This is a genomic window from Fundidesulfovibrio magnetotacticus (genome assembly GCF_013019105.1).
Classification (GTDB): Bacteria; Desulfobacterota; Desulfovibrionia; order Desulfovibrionales; family Desulfovibrionaceae; genus Fundidesulfovibrio; species Fundidesulfovibrio magnetotacticus.
In genome coordinates this window covers 1-17302 of the sequence record NZ_BLTE01000018.1, presented here as the reverse complement: position 1 = coordinate 17302, position 17302 = coordinate 1, and the positions used below count along the sequence as shown (strand labels likewise).

Below are 17302 nucleotides of genomic sequence, written 5' to 3'. Positions count from 1 at the left end.
GGACGATCGGGTTCGCGACCGGCACGGAGCCGATCCTTCACCAGAAACTATCGCAAAGATGCAGGTCCCTGGCAAGCGGACCGGCGCTTTATTCGATGTCGCGGTCGCGGAAGCCCAGCAGATAGAGCACGGCGTCCAGGCCCAGGGTGGAGATGGCGTGGCCCGCTCCCTCCTTGACCACGGGTTTGGCCCGGAAGGCGATGCCCAGGCCCGCCAGGTTGAGCATGGGCAGGTCGTTGGCGCCGTCGCCCACGGCGATGGTCTGCATGAGCGAGATGCCTTCGGTGTCCGCGATGGAGCGCAGCAACTCGGCCTTGCGCTGGGCGTCCACCACCTGGCCCTCCACCTCGCCCGTGAGCGCGCCGTCGGCCATGGCCAGCACGTTGGCGTGCACGTGGTCGATGCCCAGACGCTGGCGCAGGCGTTCCCCGAAGAAGGTGAAGCCGCCGGAGATCACGGCGGTGCGGTAGCCGAAGCGCTTGAGGTTTCGCACGAGCTTCTCGGCCCCGTCGTTGAGCGGGATGTGCTCGGCCACCCGGGCCAGGGTCTCCGCGGGCATCCCCTTGAGCAGGCTCAGGCGTTTCTTCAGGCTCTGGCGGAAGTCCAGCTCGCCGCGCATGGCCGACTCGGTGATGGCCGCCACCTGCTCGCCCACGCCCCAGGCCCGGGCCAGTTCGTCGATGACCTCCACGCGGATCAGGGTGGAGTCCATGTCGAAGGCCACCAGCCTGCGGTTGCGGCGGAAGGCGTTGTCCTCCTGGAGGGCGATGTCCACGCCCATCTCGGCGGCGATGGCCAGGAAGTCCTTGCGCATGGCCTTCACGTCGCCGGGCTGGCCGCGCACGGAGAATTCGATGCAGGCCGGACGCTGCGCGGCCTCCTCGTCCAGGGAGGGACGCCCGGTGAGGCGGTTCACGGACTGGATGTTCAGCCCGTTGGCCGTGATCACGCGGGTCACGGCGGCCACCTGGGCGGCGCTCACTGTGAGGCCCAGGAGCGACACGATCCAGCGGGGCTTGCCCGCGGCCTCCACCCACTGGCTGTACTGGGCCGGGGTGATGGGGCTGAACTTGCAGGTCACGCCCAGCTCGTGGGCCTCGTAGAGCAGGTCCTTGACCGTGGCGGCGGCCTGCGCGCCCTCGGGGATGCGCATGAGGATGCCCAGGGAGAGGTCGTCGTGGATCACGGACTGGCCCATGTCCAGAATGTCCACCCCGTACTGGGCCAGCAGGTTGGAGACGGAAGCGGCGATGCCGGGGCGGTCGGCCCCGAAAATGTGCACGAGCAGGATGTCGTTCATGATCTTTCCTTGATGCGCCAAAGTCGGCGGATGTTTCCACAAAACCGGCCCGGGGTAAATGCCCTGCCGGGCCTCCCGCGCCGCTTGGCCTCGGCCGCCGCATGGGCTAGAAGGGACCATTCCATCCAGGAGACCGACCATGCCGACCAAGACCATCGTCGAGACCGCCAACGCCCCGGCCGCCATCGGCCCCTATTCCCAGGCCGTGTGGGCCGGGGACCTCCTCTTCTGCTCCGGCCAGATCCCCTTCGATCCGGCCACGGGCCAGGTGATCACCGGAGGCCCCGTGGACCAGGCCCGTCAGTGCCTGACCAACGTGAAGGCCGTGCTGGAAGCCGCCGGACTGACCCTGGACAACGTGGTGAAGGCCACGGTCTTCATCAAGGACATGAACGATTTCCAGGCCATCAACGAGGTCTACGCCTCGTTCTTCAAGGCCCCCTACCCCGCCCGTTCCTGCGTGGAGGTGGCCAGGCTGCCCCGCGACGTGCTCGTGGAGGTGGAGGTGGTGGCCAGCCGCTAGGCGCGCATGCCCCCGCGACGCCCCGGCCGGAAGACGCCTCCGGCCGGGCGCTCAGGCCTGGCCGAAAAGGGCTTTCTGAAAGTCCTTGAGGGTGGCGATTCCACGGCCCTCGGCAGGCGGGTGGAAGATGGGCTCGTAGCCGAGCCTCCTGGCCTGCTTGAGCCGCGCATCCAGGCCCGCGACGGGGCGGATGCGACCGCTCAGGTCCACCTCGCCCCAGAACACGGCGCGCGGCGGGGGCGGCCTGTCGTAGAAGGAGGAGAGCACGGCGGCCACCAGCCCCAGGTCCAGCCCGGGATCGGTGAGCTTGAGGCCCCCGCCGGTCTTGGCGTAGATGTCTGATTGCCCCAGGGCCAGGCCCAGGCGCTTCTCAAGCACGGCCAGCATCAGGTTCAGACGGTTCAGGTCCACGCCCAGGGCCGTGCGCCGGGGCACTGCCAGGTAGGAACGGCTGGCCAGCGCCTGCACCTCCACGGCGAAGGGGCGCTTGCCCTCCAAGGCCAGCACCACGGCCGATCCGCTGGCGGACTCGTCGCGCTCGCCCAGGAAATAGGTGGAGGGATCGGGCACGGGCGAGAGGCCGTCGCCCTGCATCTCCAGCACCATGAGTTCATCGGTGGGCCCGAAGCGGTTCTTGAACACCCGCAGGATGCGATAGAAGTGCTGCCGGTCGCCCTCCAGGTAGAGCACGGTGTCCACCATGTGCTCCAGGATCTTCGGCCCGGCGATGAGGCCCTCTTTGGTCACGTGGCCCACCAGGATCAGCGTGGCGGGGCCTTTCTTCACGGCCTCCACCAGCTCCGAGGCCACGGCGCGCACCTGGGCCGGGGAGCCCGGCACGCCGTCGGCCAGGGACGAGGCCATGGTCTGCACCGAGTCCACCACCACCAGAGCCGGGGCGTCGCCGACGCCGAGGATGTCCACCGCGCCCGCCGCCGAGGTGGTGGAGAGGGCGAGGAGGTCGGGGCTCGAAAGCCCCAGGCGCGCCGCCCGGGCGGCCAGCTGGCCCAGGGACTCCTCCCCCGAGACGTAGACCGCCCGGCGGCCCGAGGCCGCCACCTGTCCGGCCAGTTGGAGGAGAAGCGTGGATTTTCCTATGCCCGGCTCGCCGCCCAGGAGCACGGCCGCTCCGGGCAGCAGGCCCTGGCCCAGCACGCGGTCCAGTTCGGGGATGCCGCTGGGCGAGGGGGGGAGCTGTTCCTGGGAGTACCCGGCAAGGGGCACGGGGCCGGTTTCGCCCAGAATCCGGGCGCTCCTGCCCGGCGCGGCGCGAGGGGCCTCGCGTTGCTCCAGGGTGTTCCACGCGCCGCAGCCCTCGCACTGGCCGCGCCAGCGGGGACTCACGGCCCCGCAGGCCGAGCAGACGTGGACGCTCCTGGCCTTGGCCACTGCCTATTGCTTCTGGCCCGCGGGCTGCTGCTGGGCCGGGTCGGCCACCTGGAGGTAGTCCTTGAGCTTGAGGGAGAAGTTGCGCACGTTCTCGGGCATGTTGGCGAAGGCCACCATGAAGGGCACCTCCTCGCCGGGTTTGACCATGCGGTTGTAGAGCATGATCTCTTCCTTGGAGGAGAGGCGGTTCTCCAGGTCTTCCTTGCCTAGCAGGCGCAGCTCGGAGATGTTGGCCTTGGGTCCGGCCTTGAAGACCTTGGTGACCACGGGTGCGTCCTTGGCGTCCAGCAGGGTGGCCTCCACCTCGATCTGGCCCACGGTGACCGGAGAGCGGTTCACGAGCTTGCCGTCTATGACGAAGAGGCGTCCGGCCTTTTCGTTGTCCACGAAGTAGTTGCTGAAGCCGTCGAAGAGGATCTGCCCGGTGTAGTCGGCCGGCGGCGGCGCGGGCGGGGCCGGGGGGGCGGCCGGGGCATTTTCCATCACGGAGGGCTTGGCGGGGGCCTCGGCGGTGACCGCCGTTTTTTTGGCGAAGGGCCAGAACTCGAAGAAATAGGCCGCCGCGCCGCCGACGCCCGCCAGGAGCACCACGCCCAGGGCGGCCAGGATCGCGATCTTCTTGCCTTTCGAGGTGGTGGTCGTTTTCTCGGGTTTGCCGAAGTCGATGGACCCGAAGTCGCTGGAAGAGACCCCGCCGGCTTCGAAGGGGTCTTTCTTGCGTTGCGCGTCGAGGTGGGCGGCGAAATCGTCGCCTGGCGTTTCATCCTCGCCCGAGACGGGCCAGATTCCTGCGTCGGTGGAGTCTCCCGAGTCGCCGAAGCCGGGGAAATCATCCGGGGCGGCGGGCTCCACCTTGAAGACGTGTCGGCACACGCTGCACCGCACGGTCGCGCCTTCGGGGCCGACCTTGTCGTCGGGCAGGTTGTACTTGGTCTGGCAGTTCGGGCATTCGACGATCATGGTGTCAGGGACCTTCTTGCTGGATCAGTTCGTAGACGCCGGGAAGACAACGGTAGTCTTCTGCAAAGTCCAGGCCGTATCCCACCAGGAATCCCTTTGCCAGTCGAAATCCAGGAAAGTCAACCGTTACTTGCGTTTTACGCCGCTCCACCTTGTCGATGAGCGCGCAAAGGCGCACCGAGGCCGCCCCCCTCTGGGAGAGCTCGGCCAGCAGCATGGACATGGAGTTGCCCGTATCCACGATGTCTTCCACCACGAGTACGTGGCGACCCTTGCAGGGGGAGTCCAGGTCCTGCACGAATTTGAGTTCGCCCGGCTTCACGTCGGCGCCGTAGCTGGAGACGCGCACGAAATCCACGTGGGCCGGGATGGAGATGTGCCGCACGAGGTCCGCCAGGAACATGAACGCGCCCTTGAGCACGCCCACCACCAGGAGGTCCTGCCCCCGGTAGCGTTCGGAAATCTCCGCCCCCAGCTGGGCCGTGCGCCGCGCCAGTTCCTCCGCCGTGATCACAGGTTCCAGTAGGCCGGACATGCTACATCTCCATGACCATGGCGATCTCGTCGCATTCGGGGAATTTGGGGCAGTGGATGCAGTCCGCCCACACCTTCTGGGGCAGCTTCTCCTTGGTGACCTCCTCGAAGCCGATCTTGGCGAAGAAGTCGCGCTGGTAGGTGAGCGTGAAGACCTTGTACACGCCCAGGGTCACGGCCTCGGAGAGGCAGGCCTCAACGAGCTTGCGGCCCCAGCCCTGCCTCTGGAGGTCCGGGTGCACCACCAGGGAGCGTATCTCGGCCAGGCCCTCCCAGCAGATGGAGAGGGCGCAGCAGCCCTTCACCTCGCCGCCCTCGTGGGAGGCGAGCACGTAGAAGTCGCGCAGGTGAGAGTAGAGCTGGTTGAACGAGCGCGGCAGCAGCAGCTCGCCCTTGGCGCACTCCATGAGCAGCGCGTGGATGGCCTTCACGTCCTGGATGCGCGACTTGCGCAGGTAGAATCCGGTCACTTGCTAGGCCCCCAGATGCTTCTGGATGATGCGTTCAAGCTGTGCGCCTGGCATGTAGCCCTCCTGGGAGTGCACCAGTTCGCCCTTGGGCGAGTAGACCACCGTGCGCGGGATGGAGCGGATGGAGTAGGCCTGGGCCACGTCGGGCTTGGTGAGGTGCACGGGGTAGTTGAATTTGGCCCGGGCGATGAAGTTCTGGTATTGGGAGGGGTCCTGGTCCAGGCTCAGGCCCAGGATGAGCACCTTGTCCGGGGAGAGGCGTTTGCGCAGGTCGATGAGTTCGGGCACTTCCTGACGGCAGGGGCCGCACCAGCTGGCCCAGAAGTTGATGACCACCACCTTGCCCCGGGCCTGGCTCACGAGGCGCAGCACCTCCTGGCTGGAGAGGGGCTGGTCCCCGGTCTGGGCCAGGGTGGCGGGGACGATGGAGACGGTCAGAAGCGCAGCCAGAAAGGCCGAACGGAAAAGCTTGGTCATGCGGTCACCGGGTGGGTTGGGGTTTCGGGTTCAAGTCCCTATAATCAGCTTTGGGCTAGGCGTCCATGAGCCGTTTGACGAGCCGCACCGCCTCCACGGCGTCCGCCGCGTGGCCGTCGGCGCCGATGGAACGGGCGAAGGCGTCGGTGACCACCGCCCCGCCCACCATGACCTTCTGGGACATGCCGCGCTCGCGCAGCAGGCGCACGGTGTCCTCCATGCGCACCATGGTGGTGGTCATGAGGGCGGACAGCCCGATGACGGGCGCTCCGCTCTCCCGGGCCGCCTCCACGATGCGCTCGGCGCTCACGTCCTTGCCCAGGTCGATCACCTCGAAGCCGTGGTTGCGCAGCATGAGGCCCACGATGTTCTTGCCGATGTCGTGGATGTCGCCTTCCACGGTGGCCAGGACGATTTTCGGCCTGGCCTGGGCCTCCTGGCCCTCTTCCAGCAGGGGCTTCAGGCGGTCGAACCCGGCCTGCATGGTCTCGGCCGAGAGCAGGAGCTGGGGCAGGAAGTATTCCTTGCGCTCGTAAAGCACGCCCACGTCCATGATGCCGGGCACCAGGTCCTCGGAGAGGATGGCCTGGGCCTTGCGGCCCTGGGCCAGGGCCTCCTCCACCATGGGCAGCAGGGCCTCGCGGCGTCCGGCCACCACGGCCTCGCGCAGGGTGGTCACGACGCGGGCCTGGGCCTTGGGTGCGGCGGGGCCTTCGCCGCCGCCGTACTTCCAGGCCGAGAGGTTCTCGATGAAGCGTCCGGCCTGGGGGTCGCGCGCCAGGAGCACCTCGGAGGCCAGCCCCACCTCGCGCGGCAGCGGCGTGGAGGGGTTGGAGATGTGCGCGGCCATGCCCGCGCCCAGGCACATGGAGAGGAAGGTGGCGTTCAGGAGTTCGCGCGCGGGCAGCCCGAAGGAGATGTTGGAGAGCCCCAGCGTGGTGGGCAGCCCCCACACGGCGGCGCAGTGCCGGATGGTCTCCAGGCAGTGGCGCGCGGCCTCGGGCTTGGAGGACACCGTGAGCGCCAGGGCGTCCACCAGGATGAGCCGCCGGGGGATGCCCAGGGACTCGGCCTTCACGAGCAGGGCCTCGATGGCCGCGATGCGCTCCGTGGCCGTTACGGGCAGCTTCTTGCCCGCCAGGGGCAGCAGGATGAAGGGCGCGCCGTGGAGCTTGCACAGGGGGCCAAGCTCCTCCATGCGTCCGGGTTCGCCGCTGATGGAGTTCACCAGGGCCGAGCCGGGCACGGCCCAGAGGGCCTCCTCGATGGCCTTGGGGTTGGTGGAGTCCAGGCACAGGGGGCACAGGAAGCGCGCGGTGAGCTCCTTGGCCAGGCCAGGCAGGAGCGCCGCCTCGTCCACCATGGGCGCGCCCACGTTCACGTCCAGCACCGCGGCCCCGGCCTGGACCTGCTCTTCGGCCAGGCGCAGGGCCTCGCCGAACTGTCCGGCCTGAAGTTCCGCCGTGAGGGCCTTCTTGCCCGTGGGGTTGATGCGCTCTCCGATGACCACGGCGGGCAGCCCCACGCCGATGGACACGGAACGCGCGCGCGAAGTGAGCACGAGGGGACGTCCCTCGGCGGGCTGGGGCTTCGTCCAGACGCGTCCCTCGGCCCTGGCGGCCAGGGCGGCGATGTGCGCCGGCGTGGTGCCGCAGCAGCCCGAGACGCACTTGGCCCCCATCTCCAGGAAGGGGACCATGGCCTCGCCGAAGGCCTCCGGCCCCATGGGGAACACCGTGACGCCGTTCTCCAGCCTGGGCAGGCCCGCGTTGGGCTTGATGAAGAAGGGCGTGTCGATGCGGGGCATGAAGTCCCGGGCCAGGTCGAGCATCTGCTCGGGGCCGAGGCCGCAGTTGATGCCCAAAAGGTCCACGCCCAGGTTCTGCATGGTGTCGGCGAAGGTGGCGGGCGAGGTGCCGGTGAGCGATCCGCCGGGCTCGAAGGTCATGAGCACGGCCACGGGCAGGTCGCAGACCTGGCGGGCGGCCAGGACCATGGCCTTGGCCTCGGCCAGGTCGAAATGGGTCTCGGCGATGATCAGGTCCGCGCCGCCATCCACCAGGCCCTCGATCTGCCGGGCGAAGGCGTCCACCAGTTCGCGCATGGTGAGCGTGCCCAGGGGCTCCACGAAGTGTCCGGTGGGTCCCACGCTGCCCGCCACGAAGGCGTTCTCCCCGGCGGCCTGCCGGGCCACGCGCGTCAGGCCGGCGTTGAGGGCGCGGATGTCGGTCCCTGCCGGGAGCTTGAAGCGCGTGCCGCCGAAGGTGTTGGTGGTCACCACGCGCGCGCCGGCGCGCAGGTAGTCTTCATGCACCTGGCGCACGGGGTCGGGATTGGCCAGTCCCCAGAGTTCGGGAGAAGCTCCGGCGGGGAGCCCCCGTGCCTGGAGAAGGGTCCCCATGGCCCCGTCGAAAACGATGATGGAATTGCCCGCCAGGGCTTTGCGAAACTGAGTCACCGCGATTCCTCCTTGGCTGGAAAGCCCTTGCGTCCTACTGAAAAACGTTGAATCCGGCAAATGAAAAGCGTATGAAGGAATGCTTCGGGCGCTGTGCGCCGAAGGACACACGCATCATGAGCATCCACAAAGACTCTCCCGAGGAAAACCTCCTCGACAATCCGGAAGCGCCCGAGGCCGAAGAAGAGCCCGACGGCTCCGAGGCAATCTCCGGCGAAAGCCCCGAGGCGGACCCCGACAGCTCCGGCGACGACGAGGGCCTTGCCGCCCTTCCCGTGCCCAAGCTCTCGGCCGCGCTGGCCTCCGGGCGCGACAACCTGCACGTCTACCTGCGCGAGGTGAGCAAGTTCCCGCTGCTCGCGCCCGACGAAGAATTCGAACTGGCCCGCCAGGTGCGAGACCACGGCGACCAGCGCGCCGCGTTCCGTCTGGTCACCTCCCACCTGCGCCTGGTGGTGAAGATCGCCATGGACTTCCAGCGCCGCTGGGCCCAGAACGTGGCCGACCTCATCCAGGAAGGCAACGTGGGTCTCATGCGCGCCGTGAAGAAGTACGACCCCGAGAAGGGCATCAAGTTCTCCTACTACGCGGCCTACTGGATCAAGGCCTACATCCTCAAGTACATCATGGACAACTGGCGTCTGGTGAGGATCGGCACCACCCAGGCCCAGCGCACCCTCTTCTACAACCTCAACAAGGAGCGCCAGCGGCTCACCTCCCTGGGGTTCGACCCGTCGGTCTCCAACATCTCCAAGAACCTCAAGGTCTCCGAGTCCGACGTGCTGGAGATGGACCAGCGCATGGCCCGGGGCGACCTCTCCCTGGACATCTCCCTGGGCGACGACTCCACCTCCACCCGGCTGGACTACCTTCCCGCCCTCACCCCGGGCATCGAGGACATGCTGGCCAAGGACGAAATCTCCGAACTGGTGGAAAAACACCTCCAGACCATCATGCCCGCCCTCTCCGACAAGGAGCGCGACCTTCTGGAACAGCGCATCCTCTCGGACTCCCCCATGACCCTGCGGGAGATCGGCGCGAAATACGGCATCACCCGCGAGCGGGTCCGCCAGATCGAAACCCGGCTCCTGGACAAGATCCGCGACCACTTCACCAAGCGCATCGGCGACTTCTCCTCGGAGTGGATCCGCAAGGACGAATGATACATGCAAAGGCCCATCCAGACCCTGATACTCCTCGCCGCCTGCGCCGCCCTGCTGGGCGCGTGCGCCTCCCGAAAGTCCGCCCCGGCGGACCTGAGCGCCCGGGGCCTCACCGCCCCCGCCTCGGCGGACTACTATTTCCTGCTCTACCAGGAACTCTCCCGCCAGGGGCAGGCCCGGCAGGCCGCCGAGGTGCTGCAAAAGCTCATCGCCGTGGCGCCGACCCCCGAACTCTACCGCGACCTGGCCAACATCCACTGGGGCCTGGGCGAACAGGACAAGACCCGCGAAGTGCTCGAGCACGGCATCGCCGCCTTCCCAGATGAGAAGGTCCTGCGCTTCTACCTGGCCAACTCCTACCTGCTCCAGCGCCGCTTCGACGACGCCGCCCAGGTGCTGGCCAACTACCTCTCCCAACACCCCAAGGACCAGTCCGGCCTGCAGGAACTGGCCGCCGTGCTCGTGGAGGCAGGGCGCTTCCAGCAGGCGCTGGATTTCCTGGCCCAGGTCCCGCGCGACAGGCGCACCCCGGCCATGTCCTACTACGAGTCCAAGGCCCTCTCCGGGCTCGGCAAGCGCAAGCAGGCCATGGAGAAGCTCCGCCAGGCCCTGCGCGAAGACCCCAACCTCCTTGCCGCCTGGTCCGAACTGGCCTTCTACTACGAGCAGAACAACGACTTCCGGCAGGCCGAGGAGGCCTACCGCCGCATCCTCGACCTGGGCGAAGACGGCCCCGAGTTGTGGCTGCGCCTCATCCGCCTGGCCCTCAAACAGAAGAACGAGGCCAAGGCCGTCCAGTTCCTGGAGAAGGCGCCTGTGGACCGCGCCTTCCTCTTCGAGGTGATGAGCCTCTTCGTGGAGGAAGGCTTCCAGGAGGGCGCGGCCAAGGTCATGGAGCGTCTCGCCCAGGATCAGCCCGGCAACCCCGACGTGATCTTCCTCCAGGCCATGATGGCCGTGGAGCGCGAACGCGACCTGGACAAGGCCCTGGCCCTGCTCTCCCAGATCCCCAAGACCCACAAGTTCTACGACAAGGCCCTTTCCACGCGCATCCAGCTGGCCCTGGACGCCGGACGTTTCGATCTGGCCGCCCCGCTCGTCTCCGAAGCGCGCGGCCTCCTCCCGGACCGCATCGAGTTTTTGTTCCTCGAAGCCGTCCTGAACGACAAGCAGGGCAACCTGGAACGCACCGTGGCCCTCTACCGCGAGGCCGTCGCCCGCTGGCCCGACAGCGCCGAGGCCCTCTACCGCCTGGCCGTTTCCCTGGAACGATCCAAGCAGCGCGCCGAGGCCATGCGCATCATGGAAGACGTGCTCCTCAAGGACCCCGCCAACCCCGACGCCCTCAACTTCGTGGGCTACGGCCTCGCTGAAGAGGAGCGCGACCTCGACCGCGCCCTGGAGCTGGTCACCCGCGCCCTCCAGGCCAATCCCACCAGCCCTTACTACCTCGACTCCCTGGCCTGGGTGCACTTCAAGCGCAAGGACCTCAAGGCCGCCTGGCAGGACATCCAGCGCGCCGTCGCGGGAAACGTGGACGACCCCGCCATCTGGGAGCACTACGGCGACATCGCCAAGGCCATGGGCAACCGCAAGGAAGCCGCGAAGGGCTACAGCAAGGCCCTGGAAATGAAGGCCGTCAACGCGCCGGAAATCCAGAAGAAACTGGAGAGCCTGAAGTGATCGCGCGCCTCGCGCCCGTGTTGCTGCTCCTGGCCAGCCTGGCCGCCTGCGCCCCAAAGGGCGGCACGGGGCCGGGCGAGGCCAAGGCCCTTTGGGAGGGCTTCGTCAACACCCCGGCGGGAACGGCCCAGAGCCTCGCGCTCTCGGCAAGCCTCTCCCTGCAGGCCCCCCAGAAATCCGCGCGGCTCCTGGCCACCTTCCGGGGCGACCTGAATCTCCCCCTGCGCCTGGACCTCTCCACCGGCATGGGCCAGACCTTCGCCCTCTGGCGCGAGGACTCACTGGGCTGGATGGCCGTCTACCCCCTCTCCAACCAGGTGTTCACCCACCGGGACACCAAGGCCGCCCTCGCAAAGCTGGGCATCCCCTTCCCCTTCACCCTCAAGGACCTGGCCGCCCTCACCGCCGGACGCCACGCGCTGATCACGGGAGCGTCCTTCGTCTCTGCCCGCAAGACCCCCAAAGGCTACGAATTCGCCCTGCCCGCCTCCCAGGCTCTGGGCAGCGTCACCCTTGACTTCGAGGGCAATCCCATTCATCTCTCGGGGCGCGGCGTGGAGCCCTGGAGCGTGGAACTGGGCGACTACGCGCCGCCCGAAAGCGGCGGCGGGCCCCTTCCCAGGTTGATCAAGGTCACGTCCCCCGGCGGCCTCACGGCCGTGCTGCGGGTGAAGAGGCTGGAGCTCTCCGACCAGCGCGCCGAGGCCCAAGCCCTGGATCTGGCCGTGCCCCCCAAGGCCCAGCACATCCCCCTGGACCGACCGGGCGACTTCCGGCCGCCGGACCTGCCGTAGACAACGTTTCAAGTATCGCCGGACCATGTCCGGCGTAGTTATTACGACACATTCCGACCGTATCTAGAAACAACCAGCAACGCAGCGCAGCGGGGGATTCGCCATGAACACCACCGTCGTCATCGGTTCCGACCACGCGGGCTTCGCCCTCAAGGAGCAGCTCAAACGCTTCATCACGGGCATGGGCCGCGAGGTCGTGGACGTGGGCGCCGACACCTTGGCCAGCTGCGACTACCCGGTCTACGCCTTCAAACTCTGCGACCTCGTGCTGGAAAAGGACTGCCTGGGCATCCTCATCTGCGGCTCGGGCGTGGGCATGTCCATGGCGGCCAACCGCCGCAAGGGCATCCGCGCCGCCCTGTGCGCCAACGAATGGCTCGCGCGCGCCACCCGCATGCACAACGACGCCAACGTCCTCTGCCTGGGCGAACGCTGGATCGGGGCCGGGCTGGCCGAGGCCATCACCCACGTGTTCCTGACCACCGATTTCGAGGGCGGACGCCACCAGCGCCGCATCGACCTCATCGACTCCAACCTCTAGAAGGAACATCCCATGTCCGCTCCCAACATGGACCGCATGGCGGTCAACGTGATCAAGGGCCTCGTCATGGACGGCACCCGCAAGGCCAACTCCGGCCACCCGGGGGGGCCCATGTCCTCGGCGGACTTCGCCTATATCCTTTACAAGGAATTCCTGAACCACTCCCCCGACGACGCCCAATGGTTCAACCGCGACCGCTTCGTGCTCTCCGCCGGGCACGAATCCATGCTGCTTTACGCCCTGCTGGCCTTCCAGGGCCGCATCACCGTGGACGATCTCAAGGCCTTCCGCCAGTGGAAGTCCCGCACGCCGGGACACCCCGAGGTGCACGTCACCCCCGGCGTGGAGGCCACCACCGGCCCCCTCGGCCAGGGCTTCTCCATGTCCGTGGGCATGGCCGTGGCCGAATGCATGCTGCGCGCCCGCCTGGGCGACGACGTGTGCAGCCACTTCACCTACGCCCTCTCCTCCGACGGCGACCTCCAGGAGCCCGTCTGCCTGGGCAGCGCCGCCCTGGCCGGACACTGGGGCCTGGGCCGCCTCATCGTGTTCTACGATTCAAACCACATCCAGCTCTCCGGCCCCACCAAACGCAGCGACACCACCAACTACAAGACGGTGTTCGAGGGCTTCGGCTGGCACGTGCTGGAGATCGACGGGCACGACCACGACGCCATCCGCCAGGCCATCCGCCAGGCCCAGGCCGAAACCTCGCGCCCCAGCCTGATCATCGGGCACACCACCATCGCCAAAGGCACCGCCACCCGTGAGGGCGACTTCGAGACCCACGGCTCGCCCCTGCCCGCCGACGAGATCGCCGCCAGCAAGAAGAAGATGGGCCTGCCCGAGGACCAGTTCTTCTACATGCCCCAGGACGTGCTGGAGCACTTCCGCGTACGCCACGCCGAACTGCGCGCCGCCGCCGCCCGCTGGACCCGCGCCTTCGAGGAAAAGCTCGAAAAGGACGCCGCCTTCCAGGAGCTCTGGCGCGTCACCAAGCGCGCCCCCGGCAACCGCTCCTTCGCCTGGCCCCGCTTCGAGCCCGGTTCCAAGATCGCCACGCGCTCAGCCTGGGGCAAGTGCCTGGAATCCCTCGTGGACAGCCTGCCCATCCTGGTTGGCGGCTCGGCGGACCTGGACCCCTCCAACATGACCGTGAAATTCCGCGAGGCCGTGGGCAACTTCTCCGCCCACGAGCCCCTGGGGCGCAACCTGGCCTTCGGCGTGCGCGAGTTCCCCATGGGCGCCATCTGCAACGGCATCGCCCTGCACGGCGGACTCGTGCCCTTCGGCGCCACCTTCCTCACCTTCGCCGACTACGAGCGCAACGCCCTGCGCATGTCCGCGCTCCAGCACCTGCCCGTGCTGCACGTCTTCACCCACGATTCCTTCCACCTGGGCGAAGACGGTCCCACCCACCAGCCCGTGGAGCACATCTGCTCCCTGCGCCTGATCCCCAACATGCTCGTCATGCGCCCCGCCGACGGCAACGAGACCGCCCTGTGCCTGGAGACGGCCCTCAAGCAGACCTCCCGGCCAACCTGCCTCATGTTCTCGCGCCAGAACCTGCCCGTCATGGACCCTGCCGCCTACCCCGCCGTGCTCGACGGCGCGGCCAAGGGCGGCTACGTGCTGCGCGACGCCCCCGGCGGCAAGCCCGACCTGATCATCCTGGCCTCCGGCTCCGAAGTGCCCCTGGCCCTGGCCGCCGCCGACCTGCTCCCCGAGCGCAAGGTGCGCGTGGTGAACATGGTCTGCATGGAGCTCTTCGACGAGCAGCCCCAGCTCTACAGGGACGAGGTGCTGCCGCCCTCCTGCTGCTGCCGCGCCGCCGTGGAAGCCGGACGCACCGAGCTGTGGTACAAGTACGTGGGCCTGGGCAACCCGGTCCTTGGCCTGAACCACTTCGGCGACTCGGCCCCTCCCGACCTGCTGGCCGAAAAATACGGCTTCACCGCCGAGAACCTCGCCCGCATGATCCGCGAGCGCCTGGCCCTAGCCTAGGCGTTGAGACGCCCGAAGCACCTTAAGCCCCCGCCCCGCGGGGGCTTTTTCATGGCGGCCGGGCATGGGCGGCAAGTGGGCCTCGCCCCAAATCGCTCGCAATGTAAAATATTACGTTGGCGATGCACTTGCCGCCAGAGAATCCGCGGGATGCCCCGAGGCGAACAGTTCTGTTTTTCCGGACCGGCGTAAACCGCTCCAATCCTTCCCTTCAGACTGTTGCGTCGCCTGGATGCGTCCGCTGGCCATCGTCTCCCTGCGTCCGCCGTCCTGTTTTCCGTACGCATTCGCGTTGACTGAACAGCCCAGCAAGCCCCCCCACCAGACTATCCGCTCGAAATAAAGAGTTATTTACAAATACGTCAAGCTGGCATGCCTGTTGCTTTGCACCGGCCCCCACGGTCTGGAGCCGCCTGGTCGTGTGCCATCCGCCTCTTCGAGCGCCCGCACCGAGTCCCGGAAGCCATCCGACCGATCCCGGCAGAACCGAGCATACGGCGATCTGCCGGACTGGCCATCGTTTCGCGACGGGCCGCGTCCGCACGGCGCGGCTCAATAACCGTGCAAAGGATTGTGATCATGAGATTTGCTGCTGTTGATTCCTGCATGCCGGAGCGCCGCTTCCGGCCGCATCGCCTCGTCAGCGCGCCGCGTGGCGTGTGCCGTATCGCCTGCCTCCTGCTCCTGATGCTCATAGCATGCGTCCCGCCGGTGTCCGCGCAGGACGAGGCCCGGACGCCCTCCGCTCCCGAAGTCATGGAGGCCCCCGACTACCGGGAGGAAGTTGTCGCCCTGGTGGAGCGGGCCGCCGCATACATCAAGGAAAACGGCAAGGAGAAGGCCCTGGCCGCCTTCAACGACCCGGAAGGCCCGTTCGTGAAAAACGGCCTGTACGTTTTCGCCTACGACTTCTTCGGTGTGAACAAGGCCCTCGCCACCAATCCCGCCCTTGTGGGCAGGAACCTCATCGACATGCGGGACGCCGACGGCAAGGACATGATCAGGGACCTGATCAAGGTCGCGCAGGGCGGGGGCGGCTGGTACGAATACAAGTGGGAAGGCCACGACAAGCTTTCTTATGTCGTGAAGGTGGACGACACCCTCTGGATCGGCAGCGGAGACTACAAAAGCGAAGTGGTCTCCCTGGTGGAGAAGGCTCTTGCCTACATCAAAAGGCACGGAAAGGAAATGGCCATCGCTGAATTCAACAATCCGCGCGGCCAGTTCGTGGATCGCAGCCTGTACATCTTCGCCTACGACTTCAACGGCGTGAACAAGGCGCTGACCACGCATCCATCCCTTGTCGGCAAGAACCTTCTCGACATGAAAGACGCAGACGGCAAGGAATTCATCAAGGACATGATCGCCGTGGTCAAGAAGGGAGGCGGCTGGTACGACTATGAATGGCAAGGCAGGGAGAAGACGTCCTACGTCGTGAAGGTGGACGACACCCTCTGGATAGGCTGCGGCGAGTACAACGAAAGCGCCTCCCGCACATACTACCTCTTCGCCATGGCGCTGATCCCCATTGCCTGGCTCATGGTCTCCCTGGGCGTGCTGAAGATGCCCGCCCAGAAGGCCACGGCCATCGGCCTGGCGGCGACCGCCCTGCTGGCCTTCTTCGTGTTCAAGATGCCGCTGCTGCTGGTCTCCTCCGCCGCGCTTGAAGGCGTGGCCCTGGGCCTGTGGCCCATCATGATCGTCATCGTCGCGGCGATCTTCACCTACAACATGGCCCTGCACACCCGGAGCATGGACACCATCAAGACCATGCTTGCCGACATCACCACCGACAGGCGCATCCAGGTGCTGATTCTGGCCTGGGGCTTCGGCGGCTTCCTGGAAGCCGTGGCCGGCTACGGCACGGCCGTGGCCATCCCGGCCAGCATCCTGGCCGCCCTTGGCTGCCCGCCGCTTTTCGCGGCCCTCATCTGCCTGACGGCCAACACGGTGCCCACCGCCTTCGGAGCCATCGGAATCCCGGTGCTGACGCTGGCCCAGATCGCAAACCTGGACGTGAACGTCCTGAGCTACCAGATCGCCCTGCAACTGACGCTCTTCATCGTCGTCATCCCGTCGCTGCTGGTGGTGCTCACCACCCGCAGCTTCAAGGGTCTCAAGGGCGTGATGGGCATCTCCCTGGCTTCGGGGGCGGCCTTCGCCGTGCCGGAACTCCTGTGCGCCAAATACCTGGGCGCGGAACTGCCTGCCCTGGCGGGCAGCATCTGCAGCATGGCCGTGACCATCCTCATCGCCAAGCTCTTCTACAAGGAACAGCGCGCCGAGTCCGACGACCGGGCGCGCATCGGCCTCAAACAGGGCATCCTGGCCTGGCTTCCGTACATCCTGGTCCTGGTGTTCATCGTGGGCACAAGCCCCGTCGTCGCGCCCGTCCACGCGGCACTCTCCACGATCAAGACGTCTGTCTTCATCTACCAGGGCAAGGACGCCGCGCCCTTCGTGTTCAAGTGGATCGCCACGCCCGGCACCCTGATCGTCCTGGCCACGCTGGTCGGGGGCCTGATCCAGGGCGCGAGGCCTGGGGAAATCGCCAGGGTCTTCGGCTACACGGTGAAGAAACTGAGCCTCTCGGCCGCCACCGTGCTGTGCATCGTGTCCATGTCCAAGGTGATGGCCTACAGCGGCATGATCTCGGCCATTGCCGTGGTGCTCGTCAAAACCACGGGGCAGTACTTCTCCCTCATCTCCCCGCTCATCGGCGCCCTGGGAACCTTCGTGACCGGCAGCGACACGTCTGCCAACGTCCTCTTCGGCAAACTCCAGGTGGAAGTGGCCTCCAAGACGGGCATCGACCCTTACTGGCTGGCGGCGGCCAACACGGCCGGAGCCACGGGCGGAAAGATGATCTCTCCCCAGTCCATCGCCGTGGCGACGGCAGCCACGGGCCTCGTGGGCTCGGAGGGCAGGCTCCTGAACCAGACGCTGACGTATTGCTTCTTCTACGTGGCCTTCCTGGGCGTCTTCGTCTACCTGGGCAGCCTGTAC

At 67.2% G+C, this 17302-nt stretch carries 14 protein-coding genes; 7 read left to right on the top strand and 7 right to left on the bottom strand.

Going from position 1 to position 17302, the window contains the following annotated elements; translation table 11 throughout:
- Nucleotides 1-88: 88 nt before the first annotated feature.
- Nucleotides 89-1300 carry a phosphoserine phosphatase SerB gene (serB, locus tag NNJEOMEG_RS16910; protein WP_173086576.1) on the bottom strand — a complete coding sequence of 404 codons (1212 nt, stop codon included), beginning with the start codon at nt 1298-1300 and terminating at the stop codon, nt 89-91.
- Nucleotides 1301-1439: 139 nt separating this feature from the next.
- On the opposite strand from serB, the gene NNJEOMEG_RS16905 reads away from it, so the two are divergent.
- Nucleotides 1440-1823 (top strand): RidA family protein, encoded by a 384-nt coding sequence (locus NNJEOMEG_RS16905; RefSeq protein ID WP_173086574.1) that lies wholly within the window; start codon nt 1440-1442, stop codon nt 1821-1823.
- A 51-nt stretch (nt 1824-1874) separates the two neighbouring features.
- Here the strand turns inward: NNJEOMEG_RS16905 and radA are convergent, their stop codons facing one another.
- Genes radA through NNJEOMEG_RS16875 form a run of 6 tightly spaced genes read right to left on the bottom strand, consistent with a single transcriptional unit; the run spans nt 1875 to nt 8111 of the window.
- Complete coding sequence (gene radA / locus NNJEOMEG_RS16900) at nt 1875-3212, bottom strand: DNA repair protein RadA (RefSeq protein WP_173086572.1); 1338 nt, start codon at nt 3210-3212, stop codon at nt 1875-1877.
- 3 nt (nt 3213-3215) lie between these two features.
- Entirely contained in the window at nt 3216-4172 is a 957-nt protein-coding gene (locus NNJEOMEG_RS16895) for a DUF3426 domain-containing protein (RefSeq protein ID WP_173086570.1), read from the bottom strand.
- Nucleotides 4173-4176: 4 nt separating this feature from the next.
- Nucleotides 4177-4707, bottom strand: coding sequence for a hypoxanthine phosphoribosyltransferase (gene hpt / locus NNJEOMEG_RS16890; RefSeq protein WP_173086568.1), 531 nt, complete (start codon nt 4705-4707; stop codon nt 4177-4179).
- Between the two features lies 1 nt (nt 4708).
- Complete coding sequence (locus NNJEOMEG_RS16885) at nt 4709-5176, bottom strand: N-acetyltransferase (protein WP_173086566.1); 468 nt, start codon at nt 5174-5176, stop codon at nt 4709-4711.
- Nucleotides 5177-5179: 3 nt separating this feature from the next.
- On the bottom strand, nt 5180-5653 hold the full coding sequence (locus NNJEOMEG_RS16880) for a TlpA family protein disulfide reductase (RefSeq protein WP_173086564.1): 474 nt from the start codon (nt 5651-5653) through the stop codon (nt 5180-5182).
- A gap of 55 nt (nt 5654-5708) precedes the next feature.
- Entirely contained in the window at nt 5709-8111 is a 2403-nt protein-coding gene (locus tag NNJEOMEG_RS16875) for a homocysteine S-methyltransferase family protein (RefSeq protein ID WP_173086562.1), read from the bottom strand.
- A 116-nt stretch (nt 8112-8227) separates the two neighbouring features.
- Here NNJEOMEG_RS16875 and NNJEOMEG_RS16870 point away from each other — a divergent pair, with 116 nt between their 5' ends.
- The 6 genes from NNJEOMEG_RS16870 to NNJEOMEG_RS16845 all read left to right on the top strand — a co-directional run.
- Nucleotides 8228-9274 carry a sigma-70 family RNA polymerase sigma factor gene (locus NNJEOMEG_RS16870; protein WP_173086560.1) on the top strand — a complete coding sequence of 349 codons (1047 nt, stop codon included), beginning with the start codon at nt 8228-8230 and terminating at the stop codon, nt 9272-9274.
- A 3-nt stretch (nt 9275-9277) separates the two neighbouring features.
- Complete coding sequence (locus NNJEOMEG_RS16865) at nt 9278-10957, top strand: tetratricopeptide repeat protein (RefSeq protein WP_173086558.1); 1680 nt, start codon at nt 9278-9280, stop codon at nt 10955-10957.
- The gene (locus NNJEOMEG_RS16860) at nt 10954-11751 is read left to right on the top strand and encodes a hypothetical protein (RefSeq protein ID WP_173086556.1); all 798 of its coding nucleotides are present in this window, start codon (nt 10954-10956) and stop codon (nt 11749-11751) included. The genes NNJEOMEG_RS16865 and NNJEOMEG_RS16860 overlap by 4 nt, the downstream gene beginning before the upstream one ends.
- Before the next feature lie 103 nt (nt 11752-11854).
- Nucleotides 11855-12292, top strand: a complete 438-nt coding sequence (gene rpiB, locus NNJEOMEG_RS16855; RefSeq protein WP_173086554.1) for a ribose 5-phosphate isomerase B — start codon at nt 11855-11857, stop codon at nt 12290-12292.
- 12 nt (nt 12293-12304) lie between these two features.
- Complete coding sequence (gene tkt, locus NNJEOMEG_RS16850; RefSeq protein ID WP_235957014.1) at nt 12305-14296, top strand: transketolase; 1992 nt, start codon at nt 12305-12307, stop codon at nt 14294-14296.
- 579 nt (nt 14297-14875) lie between these two features.
- A partial coding sequence (locus NNJEOMEG_RS16845) for a lactate permease LctP family transporter (protein ID WP_173086552.1) occupies nt 14876-17302 on the top strand: 2427 nt, incomplete at its 3' end.